This window comes from Merdimmobilis hominis (assembly GCF_016901855.1).
Lineage (GTDB): Bacteria > Bacillota > Clostridia > Oscillospirales > Ruminococcaceae > Paludihabitans.
Window position 1 is genome coordinate 1 of sequence record NZ_JACJKY010000025.1, and the last position, 16,155, is coordinate 16,155.

19 protein-coding genes are annotated in these 16,155 nt (G+C 50.1%); 11 read left to right on the forward strand and 8 right to left on the reverse strand.

Features of this window, described 5'->3' with window-relative positions:
* Nucleotides 1–152: 152 nt before the first annotated feature.
* The 5 genes from H6A12_RS11320 to H6A12_RS11340 all read right to left on the reverse strand — a co-directional run bounded on the left by H6A12_RS11320 (nucleotide 153) and on the right by H6A12_RS11340 (nucleotide 5,176).
* The gene (locus H6A12_RS11320; RefSeq protein ID WP_204447944.1) at nucleotides 153–1,049 is read right to left on the reverse strand and encodes a hypothetical protein; all 897 of its coding nucleotides are present in this window, start codon (nucleotides 1,047–1,049) and stop codon (nucleotides 153–155) included.
* Nucleotides 1,050–1,202: 153 nt separating this feature from the next.
* Nucleotides 1,203–2,153, reverse strand: coding sequence for a YegS/Rv2252/BmrU family lipid kinase (locus H6A12_RS11325; RefSeq protein ID WP_204447945.1), 951 nt, complete (start codon nucleotides 2,151–2,153; stop codon nucleotides 1,203–1,205).
* A gap of 24 nt (nucleotides 2,154–2,177) precedes the next feature.
* Nucleotides 2,178–3,146, reverse strand: a complete 969-nt coding sequence (locus H6A12_RS11330; RefSeq protein WP_204447947.1) for a Gfo/Idh/MocA family protein — start codon at nucleotides 3,144–3,146, stop codon at nucleotides 2,178–2,180.
* On the reverse strand, nucleotides 3,143–3,982 hold the full coding sequence (locus H6A12_RS11335; protein ID WP_204447949.1) for a sugar phosphate isomerase/epimerase family protein: 840 nt from the start codon (nucleotides 3,980–3,982) through the stop codon (nucleotides 3,143–3,145). The genes H6A12_RS11330 and H6A12_RS11335 overlap by 4 nt, the downstream gene beginning before the upstream one ends.
* 66 nt (nucleotides 3,983–4,048) lie before the next feature.
* Entirely contained in the window at nucleotides 4,049–5,176 is a 1,128-nt protein-coding gene (locus H6A12_RS11340) for a DUF3810 domain-containing protein (protein WP_204447952.1), read from the reverse strand.
* A gap of 142 nt (nucleotides 5,177–5,318) precedes the next feature.
* Between H6A12_RS11340 and H6A12_RS11345 the strand changes: the two genes are divergently transcribed.
* From H6A12_RS11345 to H6A12_RS11370, 6 genes are all read left to right on the forward strand, one after another.
* On the forward strand, nucleotides 5,319–6,389 hold the full coding sequence (locus H6A12_RS11345) for a bifunctional glycosyltransferase family 2/GtrA family protein (RefSeq protein ID WP_204447955.1): 1,071 nt from the start codon (nucleotides 5,319–5,321) through the stop codon (nucleotides 6,387–6,389).
* Between the two features lie 106 nt (nucleotides 6,390–6,495).
* The gene (locus tag H6A12_RS11350; RefSeq protein WP_204447957.1) at nucleotides 6,496–7,818 is read left to right on the forward strand and encodes a PHP domain-containing protein; all 1,323 of its coding nucleotides are present in this window, start codon (nucleotides 6,496–6,498) and stop codon (nucleotides 7,816–7,818) included.
* Nucleotides 7,819–7,938: 120 nt separating this feature from the next.
* Nucleotides 7,939–9,378 carry a proline--tRNA ligase gene (gene proS, locus H6A12_RS11355; protein WP_204447959.1) on the forward strand — a complete coding sequence of 480 codons (1,440 nt, stop codon included), beginning with the start codon at nucleotides 7,939–7,941 and terminating at the stop codon, nucleotides 9,376–9,378.
* A 110-nt stretch (nucleotides 9,379–9,488) separates the two neighbouring features.
* Nucleotides 9,489–10,007: an RNA polymerase sigma factor gene (locus tag H6A12_RS11360; RefSeq protein ID WP_204447961.1), complete on the forward strand. Its 519-nt coding sequence runs from the start codon at nucleotides 9,489–9,491 to the stop codon at nucleotides 10,005–10,007.
* Nucleotides 10,004–10,549 (forward strand): zf-HC2 domain-containing protein, encoded by a 546-nt coding sequence (locus H6A12_RS11365; protein WP_204447964.1) that lies wholly within the window; start codon nucleotides 10,004–10,006, stop codon nucleotides 10,547–10,549. Before H6A12_RS11360 ends, H6A12_RS11365 begins: the two co-directional genes overlap by 4 nt.
* Nucleotides 10,550–10,555: 6 nt before the next feature.
* Nucleotides 10,556–11,308, forward strand: a complete 753-nt coding sequence (locus H6A12_RS11370) for a hypothetical protein (protein ID WP_204447966.1) — start codon at nucleotides 10,556–10,558, stop codon at nucleotides 11,306–11,308.
* A gap of 32 nt (nucleotides 11,309–11,340) precedes the next feature.
* Here the strand turns inward: H6A12_RS11370 and H6A12_RS11375 are convergent, their stop codons facing one another.
* Nucleotides 11,341–11,529 (reverse strand): hypothetical protein, encoded by a 189-nt coding sequence (locus tag H6A12_RS11375; protein ID WP_204447968.1) that lies wholly within the window; start codon nucleotides 11,527–11,529, stop codon nucleotides 11,341–11,343.
* A gap of 9 nt (nucleotides 11,530–11,538) precedes the next feature.
* Nucleotides 11,539–11,964, reverse strand: a complete 426-nt coding sequence (locus tag H6A12_RS11380) for a GNAT family N-acetyltransferase (protein WP_204447970.1) — start codon at nucleotides 11,962–11,964, stop codon at nucleotides 11,539–11,541.
* Between the two features lie 132 nt (nucleotides 11,965–12,096).
* Here H6A12_RS11380 and H6A12_RS11385 point away from each other — a divergent pair, with 132 nt between their 5' ends.
* The 3 genes from H6A12_RS11385 to H6A12_RS11395 all read left to right on the forward strand — a co-directional run bounded on the left by H6A12_RS11385 (nucleotide 12,097) and on the right by H6A12_RS11395 (nucleotide 13,587).
* Nucleotides 12,097–12,453, forward strand: coding sequence for a type II toxin-antitoxin system PemK/MazF family toxin (locus tag H6A12_RS11385; RefSeq protein WP_204447972.1), 357 nt, complete (start codon nucleotides 12,097–12,099; stop codon nucleotides 12,451–12,453).
* Nucleotides 12,454–12,566: 113 nt separating this feature from the next.
* Nucleotides 12,567–13,136, forward strand: coding sequence for a PduL/EutD family phosphate acyltransferase (locus tag H6A12_RS11390; protein WP_204447974.1), 570 nt, complete (start codon nucleotides 12,567–12,569; stop codon nucleotides 13,134–13,136).
* Between the two features lie 166 nt (nucleotides 13,137–13,302).
* On the forward strand, nucleotides 13,303–13,587 hold the full coding sequence (locus H6A12_RS11395; protein ID WP_345941249.1) for a hypothetical protein: 285 nt from the start codon (nucleotides 13,303–13,305) through the stop codon (nucleotides 13,585–13,587).
* A gap of 84 nt (nucleotides 13,588–13,671) precedes the next feature.
* On the opposite strand, the gene gdhA is transcribed toward H6A12_RS11395, so the two are convergent.
* Nucleotides 13,672–15,024 (reverse strand): NADP-specific glutamate dehydrogenase, encoded by a 1,353-nt coding sequence (gene gdhA / locus H6A12_RS11400; RefSeq protein WP_204447978.1) that lies wholly within the window; start codon nucleotides 15,022–15,024, stop codon nucleotides 13,672–13,674.
* Between the two features lie 343 nt (nucleotides 15,025–15,367).
* On the opposite strand from gdhA, the gene H6A12_RS11405 reads away from it, so the two are divergent.
* Nucleotides 15,368–15,928: an NUDIX domain-containing protein gene (locus H6A12_RS11405; protein WP_204447981.1), complete on the forward strand. Its 561-nt coding sequence runs from the start codon at nucleotides 15,368–15,370 to the stop codon at nucleotides 15,926–15,928.
* Nucleotides 15,925–16,137, forward strand: a complete 213-nt coding sequence (locus H6A12_RS11410) for a hypothetical protein (RefSeq protein ID WP_204447983.1) — start codon at nucleotides 15,925–15,927, stop codon at nucleotides 16,135–16,137. Before H6A12_RS11405 ends, H6A12_RS11410 begins: the two co-directional genes overlap by 4 nt.
* Nucleotides 16,138–16,155: the final 18 nt, after the last annotated feature.

Sequence of the window (16,155 nt, forward strand, 5' to 3'; positions counted from 1 at the left end):
TGGTGTCCCTTTCTTTCCCATTCCTATTCCTCCTTTTTCTCTTATTTTACTACGAAAAAAGTAGACACCCACACTTTTGTGAGTGTCTACTTTCATTTTACAGGTGCAAGGGAAATTTCCCTGCCGCTCTTTTTCTTTTGGATTTGTTTTTTTTACGTGCAATTTTTCTTATACCAGTAAAGATTGATGCAAAACAGCGCAATAACGGATGCAAGGACGAGAATCACACCCGCAAGATCTCCAACCAGTGCGCCGATTCCGTGATACGGTGAAATGAACATGTTTCCAAGTGAGAGCAAAGAGAATCCCCCTCCTCCCAAAAACTGACCCGGTTTGACCGAGAGCGATATGATGTAAAAGATGTAAGAAGCAATCCAGATGACGGCCGTCAATCCGGTATAGACGGCAATGACGATCGAAACAGCCTTGCTTCGGTTAATCAAGCAGACGGCATAGCACAGCGCAATGAACAAAACCGAAGCCGCACACGCCAGAACCGGTACTTCATGGGACGATACGCCGAAGGAATAGCCAAAATTCACCGATCTGGCCACCAAATCGGCAACGATCGCTATGAGTATGAAGAACAAGACGGTCAGCGAACGCTGTGACAGTTTTTCCGACGTACATTTTTTCCGATACCAGTATAGATTGATGCAAAACAGCGCGATGATGAAAGCAAGACCGAGAATACTGCCAAGATTTCCGATGAGCGCAGCGATTCCGCAGTACGGTATGACGAAAAGGGCCATAATAGGAAGCATGGAATCAACCGACGCACTGAAGCATCCAGCGATCAGCGCCGCAATCCAGAGAACAGCAATCAGACCGGTATAAACTGCAATGACGATGGAAACGGCTTTGCTTCGGTTTATTAAGCAGATGGCATAACAAAGCGCAAAGAGTACGATGGATGTGACACACGCCAGAACAGTCACGACCGGGGGATGCCCGCCAAAGCCATCAACGAAATTGAACCACCAAGCCGCCACACCAACCAAAACTGCTGCGATTGTTAAAAGCAAAACGGCAATCGAACATTTTTTCATAAGAAAACACCTCCTAAAAATCATTTGGTTCCGCCCTTTTGCATCTATCTTCAGAATACCATAGATGGCATTATTTTGCCACTGTTTTCTTGCGAAATTTTGACAAAATATGCGAAAATCAAATGAATTTGGAGGTGTTTTTCAAATCGTTTTTTAAAGCGGTTCGCCGCTTAAAAATCCGTCCTTCGGGACAGCACCGTTTGGCATTAAAAACCGAACGGCACGCGGCGCTGTTTCAATCGAAACGGCGGTCGCATGGGTGATTTCACCGTCAATGCAAATGCCGGTCAGCGCCGAGAATCGAATGCGAAGCGTCTTTACCCGCCGCAAAACCAGCAGGGATTTAAGTGCTTCCCTGTCCTGATAGGTTCCGTTTTTATAGGACGCGAGAAGCGATAAAAACCGAAGGCGTCCCACTTTTTTTACGAGCGCGACATCCATTTTGCCGTCGTCCGCACAGCTTTTCGGCGATGCTAAAAAGCCGCCGCCGTAATAACGGCCGTTTGCCATGGTGGAAAGCAGATAGTCGTCCATCGGGAACGTTTCGGTGTCAGTCGTGACAGTCATGCGCTTGCCCATCTTGCGGGAGAGCACAATGAACACGCTCACAAAATAACCGATCGGTCCGCATAGAGGCCGCAGAGAGTGAAATCTTGACGCCTGCTCGACGACATCGCAGTCAAAGCCGATGTTTACGAGGTTGACCGCATACCGGCCGTTTACACGGATTAAATCGAGCGGATGAACGGTACCCGACAGCAGTGCAGGGATGGATAAAAACTGCCCGCCGTTTTCAAAGCTTCGGATAAAGTCATTGCCGCTTCCGGCAGGAATCACGCCGACGATGATGTTTTTTGCAAATGCTGCACCGTTTATCACTTCATTGAGCGTTCCGTCGCCGCCGACTGCAATCACACAGACCGGGATTTTCTTTTTGGCCTGTGCTTTTGTGATGCGTACTGCATCACCCGGTGCGTTTGTGCGGTGAATCGAAAAGGGGTGTCCGGATGATTCCATCCCGGCTTTGATTTTTTTCTCCCACACATCCGCCCGGCGCTTTCCGGCGATCGGGTTTAAAACAAAACAGTAATGAAGTGATTCCACGGTATTCCCTCTTTCGTTTGATGATTATTTCTGCTCTGCGAGTGAAAGAACGCAGAGAACTTCCTCTTTCGGCACAGCTGTGGGTGCGGTGTTTGTCTGCACGCACCGTTTGAAATACGAAAGCTCTTCAAAATAGCCGTCACCCGAGGTGATGTTGATGCCCGAGATGGCATTGCTGTCCGTTGTCAAATCGATTTCCTCCGATTCGCCGGTTGCGTGATACACATGCAGTGCCGCGCCGTCAAACGATACGACCGCCTGTTCAAATACGACGGTAAACGTTGCGGAAAACGGCATTTTTCCGCTGTACCAGCCGGCTTCCGCGGAAATGCATGCATCGCCGTAAGTAAGATCGGCGCGGTATGCATCGGTCAAGCGGCCGTCCTCACGGTGAACAGTGCGTGTTTTTTCGACGCGGTCCGGTTTGCCGAATACGCTCACGATATAATCGACGTCATGAATGCTTAAATCAAACGGCACGCCGCCGCTTTTTTTCTCGTCCATCATCCAGTTTTCCCACGACCAGTCCGGTGTGCCCGAAAGGCGGTTAAACCGTGCGCGGAGAACGTTTCCGAAGCGCGACGTTTTGACCATTTCGCGCAGTGCAAGATACGGTTTCATAAACCGGACGACCTGCGCGGTCATAAAGAACACGCCTGCTTCTTCTGCCGTTTTGAATACTGCCTCGCCGTCTTCTTTTGAGAGTGCGAGCGGTTTTTCGCAGACGGTGTGGATGCCGCGCGCAAGCGATTTGCACGAAAGCTCGCGGTGCAGATATGACGGCGTTGCAATGTCGACAATATCAAGATCGGTCAGCGTGGCGAGTGCTTCGTCCATGTCAGTAAATACCGCTTCGCCCGGCAGTGCTTTCTCTGCCGCACGGCCCTCGAATACGTCGCAGATGCCGGCAATTTCGACATCGTCCATGCGCCGCCAGCAGTCTAAGTGACAGCTTCCCATTCCACCGGCGCCAACGAGTAATACACGAATCATTCTGCATCCTCCTCTGCTTTTTTGATGTATGATGTAAGAAGTTTATATGCATTCAGAATATCAACATCCTGCTGTGCGCCCTCGATCTCGCGTTCGATTGTGAGCGTTCCCGGGTAAGAGAGCGCATGCAGTTTTTTGATCACGGTGCAAAGGTCTGCTTTGCCCTCGCCGATCGGTACTTCCTCGCCCAAGTCCTTGCCGTTTGTCGGAAATTTACCGTCCTTGCAGTGCACGCCTTTTACATATTTGCCAAACACGTCGAGCGCGTCGACCGGATTTCCTTTTCCGTAGAGAATCAGGTTTGCCGTGTCGAGGTTGATGAAAACGTTGTCGCGGCCGATTTCTTCGATGGTGCGCAGAAGTGTGACCGGTGTTTCCTGTCCCGTTTCAAACAGGAAGTTCTGACCGGCTTCTTTTAACTTGTCTGCGATGTGACGGATGCACACAACGACCCCTGCAAAATTTTCATCATACGGATTTTCCGGCAGATAGCCGACATGGGTCACCACGTCTTTGACGCCTAACTTCTGCGCAAAGGATGCACCTGCGAGAATCTCGTTCATGCGCTGATGGCGGTAAGCCGCCGGGACTAAGCCGAGTGTTTCCTGTCCCTCATAGAAATTCCAGATTACCGGGCCGGTGTAGCCGCACCAGAACGCCGTGATCGTCACGCCGAATTCCTCTGCCGCCGCGCGGATGTGGCTTGCCTCTTCGTCTGTCCAGAGTGTCGGATTCCAGCTGACAAGCTGACAGCAGGAAAAACCCGACTCCGTCATTTTTTTGAATGCTTCCCGTGTTTTGTTTGCGTTATGATGAACGCATACGCCGATCTGCATCAAATATCACCTCATTGTCTTGATTTTTCCCTCAGTGTAGCTGTTTTTTTGACAAAAATCAAGAGGTTATGCCGCCGAATCGACAACTTCCGAAAAATAGACGACGAGCAGGTCGACAACGGCGCCGTAGCTCTGTGTGGTGAGATCCTGTCCGTAGTGAGAAAGGCGGTCGTTGTTGATTGCATTTGCCGCATCGCCGACCGGTGTGTCAAACGGCGCCCAATAGGTGTTGATGCGGACAAGATCGTCGCGCACCTGTGTGCTCATTTCATGCATGAGCGATTCCCACAGCGTTTGATCGGCGCGGTACAAGGCATTCGTCAGATGGATAAGCCCCATCTGCCAGCCTGAATAGGAAAACGCATCAATACCACTTTCCACACAGCCCAAAACGGCAAGGAAATTCGCCTCCTGTTCGGATGCAACGCCCATCTGATGCGCAAGCTCATGCATCGCAGTTGAAGGAATCGTCGTTTTGGGCACATCACCGTTTATGTTCGATTCGCCGAGATACGGAAAGAAAAAGCCTGTGCAGTTTAAGTAGGAAAGCCCTTTTGAAAGAACAAGCACTTTCGGCACTGTGAGCGGTGTGCGGAGCACTTCATATTTTGAAAACAACGGCGCATATGCATCGGTGCTCATCGCCGCGATTGCCTGTGGAGAAAGCAAAAGATCGCCGGTGCTGTCCCGCGGAATGAGGGCGGCTGTTTCGTTTGCCTGCGTGAGGAAATAGGATGCTGTTTTGTATAATTCGTCTGCGCTGACCGGACGCGCGTAGATGCCGAGTTTTTCCTGAAGTGACGATTCGTAGTAGTTTACACCGTACATCCAGTCAAATGCACTCACACCAATCAAAACCGCGAGCACTGCGGAGAAAATCCCGTTTATCATCACAGCAATCCGGCGGCCCTTGTTCTTTTTTGCCCGCCGCACAAGCCGGATAAAGCACACAATGACGGCGAGCACCGCCAAAACAATCACAAGCTCTGTCACAGAGAATGAAACGAGTGCGCAGAGATGTGCAAGTCCCCATTTGAGCCAATCGGTGCAGAATGTGACCGCATTGCAGACAGAGCGGCTGTTTGTGCACAGCCAAAACAGCAAAAAGGAGAGCATCACCGCACAAAAAATGATTCCCTGCCGTTTGGTGATGCCTGTTTTTTGCACAATCCGCCGAATCCGCGCAGTGTTCATGTTCATTCCTCCCGTTTTTCTTTGGTTTTATTGTACCGTGCACCGTTTTTATTGTCAAATGTCGAAAACTGCCTTGTTCTATTTTTTACAATATGCTATGATAAAAACAACGTGTGAATTTTTATGTTTTCGAGGTGATTCCATGGATTATCGCGCATGTGTGGCGATCATTATCCCTGCGCTCAATCCGGACGAAAAGCTTTTGCGCCTGTTATCTGACTTAAAGGCGCATGGATTTTCTCATATTTTACTCATAAACGACGGCAGCCGCGACGACTGCACGCATTACTTTGATACTGCAACAAACGAATACGGCTGCCGTGTGTTCACGCATGGGGTAAACCTCGGAAAAGGGCGTGCGCTTAAAGATGCGTTCAATCTGATTCTGACGGAATTCCCTGACTGTATCGGTGCGGTGACGGTCGACGCCGACGGTCAGCACACCATCAAAGATACGGCTGCCTGTGCAAAGGCGCTTGTCGAGCATCCCGATGCACTCGTACTCGGCTGCCGCAATTTTAAAGAAGCGAACATTCCGCCCCGCAGCCGGTTCGGAAACGTTGTGACATGTCACACAATCCGGCTCTTGTGCGGTATTAAAGTGAGCGATACGCAGACCGGTCTGCGCGGCATTTCCAAGGAATTCATGAAAAAGCTTCTAAGCGTCAAAGGCGAACGATTTGAATTTGAACTCAATATGCTGATTGAAGCAAAAAGCGCAGGCATTTCCTTTTTTGAAGTGCCGATTTCCACGATTTACATTGAGGAAAACGCGTCATCGCATTTTAATCCGCTTCTTGATTCGATTCGGATTTACTCCGTCTTTTTGAAATTTATTCTGTCGTCGCTGTCGTCATTCTTAGTCGACATCATTCTGTTTTCGATTCTTACAGCGCTTCTGCGCGGTGTTCTGCCCGGCATGCACATCGTCTTGGCAACTGTCGGTGCACGTGTTTTATCCTCTTTGTTTAATTTCGTTATCAATAAACATAACGTATTCGATCAAACCGCACCGTCCGCGCGGATGCTCATGCGCTATATCATTTTGTGTGTGATACAGCTGTCGCTGTCTGCCGCACTCGTCTATGGCGGATTTATGCTCACGCACTTAAACGAAACATTTATCAAGGTGATTGTCGATACGGTGCTGTTTTTGTTCAGCTTCCAGATTCAGCGCGAGTGGGTGTTCCGCCCGTCAAAGAAAAAAGAATAACGAAAAACGCCGTTTTATGAAAAACGGCGTTTTTTCTTGACTTGCCTTTTCCCTTTGCTATAATAGCAGTCGAAGAAGACTTTTTTTAAACAAAGGGGTGCTTTTCATGTTGAAAATCAAACGGGAAGATTATTACTTTGACGTATTTCCGCGTGTTGTGGTGTCGGCGCGTGAAACGGTTATCACCATCCGGCCGCTCGACTTGCACACCGCGTTTGACGAAACAAAAACGTATACTGTGCGCGTCATTCCGATGACATCGGATGTGTATACAAAGACAAAACCGGCGGTCTTTTCCGCTTCCTGCAAGCTCTTAAACGGTGCACTCACCTTTTCGCACGCATTTTGCGGCGAGCAGGAGCATTCCGTGCGCATATTCTGCGAGGGCAGTGATGTGCCGGTGTTAAAAACCGTCGTTTATTCCGTCCCAGAAGATTTGTATGAGCTCACTCCGCTCCTCGGTGATTTCCATGTGCACACCTGTTTTTCCGACGGTGTGGAATCGCCTGAATTTGTGGCGGCGATGTACCGCCAGGCGGGCTATGACTTCATTCCGATCACCGATCACGGCCGCATGGATTCGTCATTGCGTGCGATCAAACGCTTTGCGCACATTCCGATGGATTTTAAACTGTACCCTGGTGAGGAAGTCCACCCTCCGATGGATCATGTGCACATCGTCCATTTCGGCGGCAATACATCGGTCAACGAGCAGTGCTTAACCGGAATCACGAAAAACCCGTGGGAAGATCCCGGGAAACCGGAATGGGTGGCAGCGCGCGAAGCGGAAGCCAAAGCCTTCACCGATCTGCCCGAGGGTGTTGACCCGTATGTGCACGCCTGCTGTCTTCATGTGATCGACGAAATTCACAAGGCGGGCGGCATGGCGATCTTCTGCCATCCGTTCTGGCTCGCCGATGTGCACAACGTCACCGATTCGTTCACCCGGCTGTATCTTGAAAACGGCTATGCCGATGCGTTCGAGCTGATCGGTGGTCAGACAAACCACGAAAATATGCTCCAGGTGGCGCTGTATCAGGAACTGCGTGCACAGGGTGCACAGATTCCGGTGGTCGGCAACAGCGATTCGCACGGCACGGTTGACCGCGTGTACTTTGACCAGATGAAAACGATTGTCTTTGCTCGTGCAAACGAAAAAGACGCGATCATCGACGCAGTCAAAGCGCAGAAAAGCGTTGCCATGGAGGAATATGACGGACAGGAGCCGCGCTATTACGGGTCGTTCCGGCTTGTGCGCTATGCGCAGTTTTTGTATGAAACGTATTTCCCGCTCAAAGCAGAGCTTTGCTTCGAAGAGGGCCGCTTGATGCGCCGGATTGCCGTAGGAGACAAGGAGGCGGAAGAATCGCTCGCCCGCCTTTATGGTCAGACAACGGCGTTTGCGCGTCATTTCTTCGGAAAAGAATAAGGCGAAAACGGCCGGATTTTTGCCTGTTTTCGGCAGAATCGCCCGTTTGATTTCTTGCAAAGCAAAAAAAATAATGGTATAATGATCGGTACGAATGTAAATGCAAGGAGTATCATTTTTATGGCTGAACAGAAAAAAATGGTCGACGACATCACCGCGATGGACGTTGACTTTGCAAAATGGTATACGGACGTTATCAAAAAAGCGGAGCTTGTCGATTATTCGAGCGTCAAAGGCTGTATGATCATCCGCCCGTATGGCTATGCGATTTGGGAAAATATCCAGAAAGACCTGGATGCACGCTTTAAAGCGCTCGGACATGAAAACGTCTATATGCCGCTTCTCATTCCGGAGAGCTTGTTGCAGCGCGAAAAAGACCACGTGGAAGGCTTTGCACCGGAAGTTGCATGGGTCACACACGGCGGCGAAAACAAACTGACCGAGCGTCTGTGCATCCGTCCGACCTCTGAAACACTGTTTTGCGAGCACTATAAAGACATCATCCATTCCTACCGCGACCTGCCGAAGCTGTATAACCAGTGGTGCAACGTCATGCGCTGGGAGAAAACAACCCGCCCATTCCTGCGCACCTCTGAATTCTTGTGGCAGGAAGGTCACACCATGCACGCAACCGAGGAGGAAGCGCGCGAGGAAACACTGCAGATGCTTCACTGCTATGAGGATTTCTACCGTGACACGCTCGCCATTCCGGCAGTTGTCGGTCAGAAAACGGAAAAAGAGAAATTCGCCGGTGCACAGGCTACCTACACCATCGAGCCGATGATGCACAACGGTGTGGCACTCCAGGGCGGTACTTCGCACTATTTCGGCGACGGCTTTGCAAAAGCGTTTGACATCACCTTCACTGACCGCGACAATAAATTAAAACATCCGCATCAGACCTCTTGGGGTGTATCGACCCGTATGATCGGTGCGATCATCATGACGCACGGCGACGACAACGGCTTGGTTCTGCCGCCGAAAATCGCACCGGTTCAGGTTGTCATTGTACCGATTGCAATGCACAAACCGGGCGTGCTCGACAAAGCAAACGAACTGCTCGCTTCCCTGCGCACAAAATACCGCGTCAAACTTGACGATTCGGACAACTCGCCGGGCTGGAAGTTCAGCGAATATGAGATGAAAGGCGTGCCGCTGCGTCTGGAGATCGGTCCTAAAGACATCGAGAAAAACCAGTGCGTACTCGTTCGCCGCGACAACCGCGAGAAACAGTTCGTAAGCCTCGATAATCTCGACGAAGCAATCGAAGCAGCGCTCGAAGCACTTCATCAGGCGCTTTATGAAAAAGCAAAGGCAAACCTCGTTTCCAAAACATTCACCGCAAGAACCCACGAGGAATTTTTGGACATCGCCAAAAATCATCCGGGCTTCATCCGCGCAATGTGGTGCGGCTGCACGGAATGTGAGGAACAGCTCAAAGAGGAAACCGGCGGTGTGAAATCCCGCTGCATCCCGTTTGAGGAAGAGCAGGTGTCCGACGTCTGCGTCTGCTGCGGCAAACCGGCGAAACATATGGTCGTCTGGGGCAGACAGTACTAATTTTTCGATTATAAAAACAAAATCCGCTTTCTCGTTTATGGAAAGCGGATTTTTTTCAAAAAAATTTTCGGATTCTGTGTTGCGAAATGCAGAAAAACGGAACTCATTGGATGAACGGAATCAATCAAAAGGAGGCGGCGGTCATGCAGGCAATCGAAGGACTGTACGATGCGTATGCGGCGGATCTATACCGGTATTTGCTCTTTTTGACGCACGACGCCGCCCTTTCGGAGGATCTTCTCTCGGAGACGTTTATGCGGGCGATCGGCGCGCTGTCTGCGTTCCGCGGCGAATCGAGCGAAAAGACGTGGCTTTTTGGCATTGCGCGAAACGTCTGGCTTTCGCAGTTAAAAAAGTCGAAGAAGTTAAGCGGCGACGAACCGCTTGCCGATTGTTTAAGCGTATCGGTCGAGGAGATTGCGGAGAACCGCGCATTGATTGATCGGATCAAAACGCTCATGAACACCCGCAGTGAAACGGAACGCACGATTTTCTGGATGCGCGCGGACGGATACGCATATGCACAGATCGCCGCCCGATGCAATATTCATGAAAACACAGCGCGTGTGCTGTTTTCACGCGTCAAACGATGGCTGACCGATACACTTTCAAAGGAGGGATTTTTATGAAACAGATTCCATGCGAAGTGATCGAGGATTTGATCCCGCTGGTCATAGACGACGCGGCAAGTGAATCGTCGAAAGCACTTGTCTGCGAACACATCAAAACGTGTGACCGCTGCCGCGAGAAAATGGGCGCACTTCCCGGTGAGATGCCGCCTGTTCCCGCAAAGCAGACGGTATTAAAGCGGACGCGGCGCGCACTGTTTTGGAGCGGCGTTCTGCTTTTGCTGTGCGGTGCACTGCTGGCGGCATCGGTGATCAATACGGCTTCGATGTTTTATAATTTCATTGGCCTGCCTCTGCTCGGCGCGCTCGGTTACTTTTTGTTTCGAAAGCGGAGCTTTGCTGTGCCGATCTTCGTCTTTGTTCTTGCGTTTTTGTGGCAGCTTCCCGAAATCTTCGCTTCTCTGTTTTCGGATGGGGTTACGTCGGCGCCGTGGTGGAGCTTTTTTGCAGCGAGCGGTATAATGGCACTGTTCTATGCGGTATTTGCAGGAATTGGCGTGCTGATTGGATGGCTTTTGCACATTGCATTTAAAAAGGAGTGAACGATTATGACGAAAAAACGACTGGCACTAAAAATCACCGCCGGTGTGGGCGCGTTGTTACTGATTATGTTTTGTGCGTTTGCGGCAATGAGTTTTCTCGGCAATCCATTAAGCGCATGGCTTTCAAAAAACACGGCGCAGTCGTATGCGAACAAAACCTACCCGGCACGCAGCTGGACGGCGGAGGAATCGAATTATAATTTTAAGTGGGGCGCCTATGTGGTGCGGCTTTCGTCCGGCGAGAACATCGACGAACGATTCACCGTAGAGGTGCGCGGCGGCGAAATCGTGTCGGACACGTATCAGGAAGATATCGTCGAATACGGTGCAGTGCGCTGGCGGATCGCCGAGGAATACGACAAAGAAATTCGCCCGCTGCTCGATCAGATCATGGGAAAAGAGAATCATACCTCATATATCTCCCCGCACTTTTTTGAAACAGTTCCGACCGAAGGAATCACGCACGGCATGGCACTCTCAGAACAAGCCGTGAACAGCTGCGGCATCGAGCTGATGGTGCGCACGACCGTGTCTTCGTCGGATGCGAAAACAGGCGCGGCACTCTTAAAACAGGTGCAAAAAACGCTGCAAGCAAACGCCTATCAGCCGCCGTATTACTATCTTGTACTCGAACCGGAAAATCCGCAGGACAAGGGACTTTCCGCACAGATTTCCCGCGAAGAACTGGAGAAACTTGACGAAGCGGCGCTTGCGGAATTTTTAGAAAACGCAAACCCGTTCGCCGATACAAAAGAATAAGTAAAAAAGTCCGCACAACTGTGCGGACTTTTTTACTTCGGCTGCTCATTTTCCTCTTCAATCGGACCATTTTCTGCTTCGAAATCGCGGATACACTGACGAATCAAATATAAAATCTGTCCGTTTGCAGAACGACCCTCATATTTTGCGATGTAGTGCAGTTTCCGATGCAGTTCCGGGTCTACTTCAATGCCCAGATGCTTGTTGTTTTTATTTCGCATATTCTTCCCTCAAAGCAGCTTTTCCATCATCTGATGCGGGCATCCCTCATCATCAAACACCTCGCCGAACGGGCGGTAGCCTGCCTTTTCATAAAATCCCATTGCCCTGCACTGCGCGCCCAGGATCATCCGCGATGCGCCAAGCTCCTTTGCCTTTTTCGCGAGCTCGTCTAACAGCTTTAACCCGTTGCCGTCGCCGCGCATCTCCTTTAAAAGACAGATGCGTCCTGCGTGAATCGTGGGCTTATTGTCCCAAAAAAGCCGCGCCGTTCCGCAGGGCACACCGTCATGCAGGCACAGCACGTGAACCGCCTGTGCGTCGATTTTGTCAAACTCGCCGTCTGCGGAAAAGCCCTGCTCCTCGCAGAAAACGGTTTTGCGGCACGAAAAGCACGCGCTTAAATCCTCGTTTGGCTGTTTCCAAATGAATTCCATGGAATAAGAACCTCCCTTTTTTTCGGTGCATATGCTGTGAATGAAGCAGTTTTTGCTTTGACTGTATAAAACAGGAGAAATTCACCCAAAATAGTGACGAAGCAACGGAACAAAAAACGGAGGAGAATCAATATGACAAGCGTGCACAGAGGAGAGATTTATTATGCAGATTTAAGCCCGGTGGTGGGCAGCGAACAGGGCGGCGTGCGCCCCGTGCTCATCGTACAAAACGACATCGGCAACCGCTACAGCCCCACCGTCATTGCCGCGGCAATTACAAGCCAGTGCGACAAGGCAAAGCTCCCCACTCACATCGCCGTGCAGGCAAAAAACTGCGGGCTTCAAAAAGATTCCATTGTATTGCTCGAACAGATCCGTACCATTGACAAACGGCGCTTAAAAGAACGAATGGGCCGTTTGGATGAAAGCGCAATGAATCGCATTGACAATGCGCTCTCGGTCAGTTTTGGGCTTTCGACCCGGCAGTGACTGCCGGGAATGGCTCAGTATATCACAAAAAAGATTGAAAATCAATGACTGCTGCGGTATAATAAAAGAAAAAAGGGATTTCCCTGATTGTAAAAGATAGGAGCAGCAGGATTATGAACATTTTAGTAGAAACATCCGCTCGTCACCTCCATGTGACAAGAGAACACCTTGATATTCTGTTCGGTGAGGGCTTCACCCTGTCGAACAAGAAAAACCTGTCCCAGCCGGGTCAGTTTGCAACAAACGAAAAAGTCACCGTTGTCGGCCCGAAAGGTCAGCTGACCATGTCGATCTTAGGTCCGGAGCGTCCGCAGACACAGATCGAAGTTTCGTTTACCGATGCTCGCGCACTCGGCCTTGTTCCGCCGATCCGCGAGTCGGGCGACGTTGCAGGCAGCTGTGGATGTAAGCTCGTTGGTCCGTGCGGCGAAGTGGAGCTTAGCGAGGGCGTCATCGTTGCACAGCGTCACGTACATACCACACCGGAAGACGCTGCAGTGTTAGGCGTAAAAGACAAAGACATCGTCTGGGTGAAAGTGAACACCGACGGCAGATCGACCGTATTCGGCGACGTGGTTGTTCGTGTTTCTGAAAAATACGCAACCGCAATGCACCTTGACACCGACGAAGCAAACGCTGCACACTGCGTCGGCGAAGTTTACGGCGAGATCATCTCCCTGTAAGAACATTTGAAGAAAAACGCACTGTCTGAATGGACAGTGCGTTTTTTTGCACGTTTTTTTCGTCAAAATGGTGAACAGTTTCTAAATATCGCACAGAATCTGTTTACAGAATTTATGCTGTGTGGTATCATAAAAAAGAGATTTTAAAAAGAGGAGGTCAGTGTCTGTGAAAAAGACATTTTTTTGTTATAAAGACAAACCGCTTGTTCGCTGCGGGAATACGTTATATTACGGCAGTATGAAAGATCCGTATGTGGTCTGCATGCAGGTGCTTTCTACGAAACCATCGGACAGCAAAGAAGTGGCAAGCGATGTGATGATTCAGCTGTTAAGAACCGGAAAAGACGTGAAACCCCAGGATATGGTTGTCAAAAAAGCGCAGAAATCGGATTTGTATTCTGCCATTGATATTGCAGACGTTTGGCTGCACCGCGCGCTCAAAGAAGCGTGATGTAATTTAAAAAAACAGCAAAAAAAGAAACACCGGAAAACTTCCGGTGTTTCTTTTTGTTAAGAAAGCATATATCAAAAAAACTCAGTATGCAACACCCTGTGCGATCATTGCATCAGCGATTTTCTCGAAGCCTGCAATGTTTGCACCGGCAACGAGGTTACCCTCCATGCCGTATTTTTTGGATGCATTGTATGCATTGTGGAAAATGTTGACCATGATGTCGTGCAGTTTTGCGTCAACCTCTTCGAAGGTCCAGGAATAACGCATCGAGTTCTGGCACATCTCAAGGCCGGATGTAGCAACGCCGCCTGCGTTTGCAGCTTTTGCCGGGCCAAACAGAACGCCTGCATTGAGGAATGCTTCGATTGCCTCCGGTGTGGACGGCATGTTTGCGCCCTCAGCAACAGCCATAACGCCGTTTTTGATGAGCAGAGCTGCTTCTTCGCCGTTTAATTCGTTCTGGGTAGCGCACGGCAGTGCGATGTCGCACGGAATGCTCCAGATGCCGCGGCAGCCTTCGGTGTAAACAGCGCCTTCAACACGGTCAGCATACTCTTTGATGCGTCCGCGCTCAACCTCTTTGATCTGTTTGACAACGTCAAGGTTGATGCCGTTTGCGTCGTAGATATAGCCGTTCGAGTCAGACAGTGCAACAACTTTGCCGCCCAATTCGGTTGCTTTTTCAGTTGCATAGATTGCAACGTTGCCGGAACCGGAAACAACAACGGTTTTGCCTTTGAACGAATCGTTTTTCATGTTTTTGAGCATCTCGTCGGTGAAGTAGCAAAGGCCATAGCCGGTTGCTTCTTTTCTTGCGAGCGAGCCGCCGTAAGAAAGACCTTTGCCGGTCAAAACGCCGGTGAATTCGTTGCGCAGACGTTTGTACTGACCGAACAGATAGCCGATCTCGCGTGCGCCGACGCCGATGTCGCCAGCCGGAACGTCTGTATCAGCGCCGATATGTTTTGAAAGCTCTGTCATGAAGCTCTGGCAGAAACGCATGATTTCGCCGTCGGATTTGCCTTTCGGATCGAAGTCAGCGCCGCCTTTGCCGCCGCCCATCGGCAGACCGGTCAGGCTGTTTTTAAAGCACTGCTCGAAGCCCAGGAATTTGATAACCGATGCGCAAACGGACGGATGCAGACGCAGACCGCCTTTGTACGGACCGATTGCGGAGTTGAACTGTACGCGGAAACCACGGTTGACCTGAACTTTGCCGTTGTCGTCTACCCAGGAAACGCGGAACTGAATGAAGCGCTCCGGCTCCACAATGCGGTCAATGACGCCGGTGTCGATGATCGACGGGTTCTGCTCAACAACCGGTTCAAACGACTCAAGAACCTCTCTGACTGCCTGTAAAAATTCGCTTTCGCCTGCGTTGCGTTTTTCTACGGTCTCATAGACACGCTGCAGATATTCGCTTTTAAATGCCATTATGGATTCTCCTCTCAAAAAAATGGTTGCAGCGGTCAAACCGTGCTGCACATACCGTTTGCGGTATATTGCTATTTATTATAGCGATTTTCATTTTCAAATGCAAGAGGTTATTGAAAAAAATTCGTATTGATTTGTAAAAACAGCGTAAAACTGAAAGAATAGGGGCATGTTTTGCAACAGAGCGCAACAAAAACTGCAAAATCAGAAATAAAACAGCCGGATTTATTCAGAAATATGAAAGTTCTTCCTTTTTTCGCTGTCAAAACGATTGCAATCCGCCTGTTTGTGCGGTATGATAAAGAAAACATACATTTTATATAGAAGAGAGGAAGGACGAAGAATGGATCAGTCAGCATTTGCGGAAACCCATGTTTCAACGCGTCGGATTTATGAGGGAAAAATCATCAATGTGCGAGTCGACGACGTGCTGCTGCCAAACGGAAACGAAGCAACACGCGAAATTGTCGAGCACAACGGTGCAGCCTGTGTGGTGCCGGTGACAGACGACGGCAAGGTGTATATGGTGCGGCAGTACCGCTATCCGTTTGCGCGGATGGTCTTGGAGATTCCGGCAGGAAAGCTTGATGCGGGTGAATCGCCTGCGGATGCGGCAAACCGCGAGCTTGAGGAAGAGATCGGCATGCGTGCGTCGGAGCTTATTTATATGGGCGAGTTCTGCCCGTCGGTTGCGTATGACACCGAGGTCATTCATATGTTCCTGGCAACGGGACTTACAAAGTCGGTGCAGCATCTGGACGACGACGAATTTTTAAGCGTCGAGGTGTATGACCTCAATGAAGTTGTGCGCATGGCAATGGATAATGAACTCATCGACGGCAAAACAATCGCCGCTATTTTAAAAGCAAAACGCATCCTTGAAACAAAGGGCGCAAATGCTTGACAAACCGCGGTTTGACGCGTATACTTAAAGGCAAATCGGATGAAAAAACGACTGTGAACGGAACGGAACAGCCACCCATTCAGCAAGCAGAGACAAAGCGGACGGTGAAAGCTTTGGAATGCGGCATGCTCCTGCTCTCCGGGAGTCCGGCGGTGAAAGCCGCTGCGCCTTTGCCGGCGTTATCGGGCAGACAAAGCGGCACTGTTTAAAAAGCAGTGCAATCCGGG

Coding starts and splice junctions, on each gene's coding strand:
- H6A12_RS11320 (WP_204447944.1), bottom strand. CDS start 1,049: ATGAAAAAATGTTCGATTGCCGTTTTGCTTTTAACAATCGCAGCAGTT.
- H6A12_RS11330 (WP_204447947.1), bottom strand. CDS start 3,146: ATGATTCGTGTATTACTCGTTGGCGCCGGTGGAATGGGAAGCTGTCAC.
- H6A12_RS11335 (WP_204447949.1), bottom strand. CDS start 3,982: ATGCAGATCGGCGTATGCGTTCATCATAACGCAAACAAAACACGGGAA.
- H6A12_RS11340 (WP_204447952.1), bottom strand. CDS start 5,176: ATGAACACTGCGCGGATTCGGCGGATTGTGCAAAAAACAGGCATCACC.
- H6A12_RS11345 (WP_204447955.1), top strand. CDS start 5,319: ATGGATTATCGCGCATGTGTGGCGATCATTATCCCTGCGCTCAATCCG.
- H6A12_RS11350 (WP_204447957.1), top strand. CDS start 6,496: ATGTTGAAAATCAAACGGGAAGATTATTACTTTGACGTATTTCCGCGT.
- proS (WP_204447959.1), top strand. CDS start 7,939: ATGGCTGAACAGAAAAAAATGGTCGACGACATCACCGCGATGGACGTT.
- H6A12_RS11360 (WP_204447961.1), top strand. CDS start 9,489: ATGAACGGAATCAATCAAAAGGAGGCGGCGGTCATGCAGGCAATCGAA.
- H6A12_RS11365 (WP_204447964.1), top strand. CDS start 10,004: ATGAAACAGATTCCATGCGAAGTGATCGAGGATTTGATCCCGCTGGTC.
- H6A12_RS11370 (WP_204447966.1), top strand. CDS start 10,556: ATGACGAAAAAACGACTGGCACTAAAAATCACCGCCGGTGTGGGCGCG.
- H6A12_RS11375 (WP_204447968.1), bottom strand. CDS start 11,529: ATGCGAAATAAAAACAACAAGCATCTGGGCATTGAAGTAGACCCGGAA.
- H6A12_RS11380 (WP_204447970.1), bottom strand. CDS start 11,964: ATGGAATTCATTTGGAAACAGCCAAACGAGGATTTAAGCGCGTGCTTT.
- H6A12_RS11385 (WP_204447972.1), top strand. CDS start 12,097: ATGACAAGCGTGCACAGAGGAGAGATTTATTATGCAGATTTAAGCCCG.
- H6A12_RS11390 (WP_204447974.1), top strand. CDS start 12,567: ATGAACATTTTAGTAGAAACATCCGCTCGTCACCTCCATGTGACAAGA.
- gdhA (WP_204447978.1), bottom strand. CDS start 15,024: ATGGCATTTAAAAGCGAATATCTGCAGCGTGTCTATGAGACCGTAGAA.
- H6A12_RS11405 (WP_204447981.1), top strand. CDS start 15,368: ATGGATCAGTCAGCATTTGCGGAAACCCATGTTTCAACGCGTCGGATT.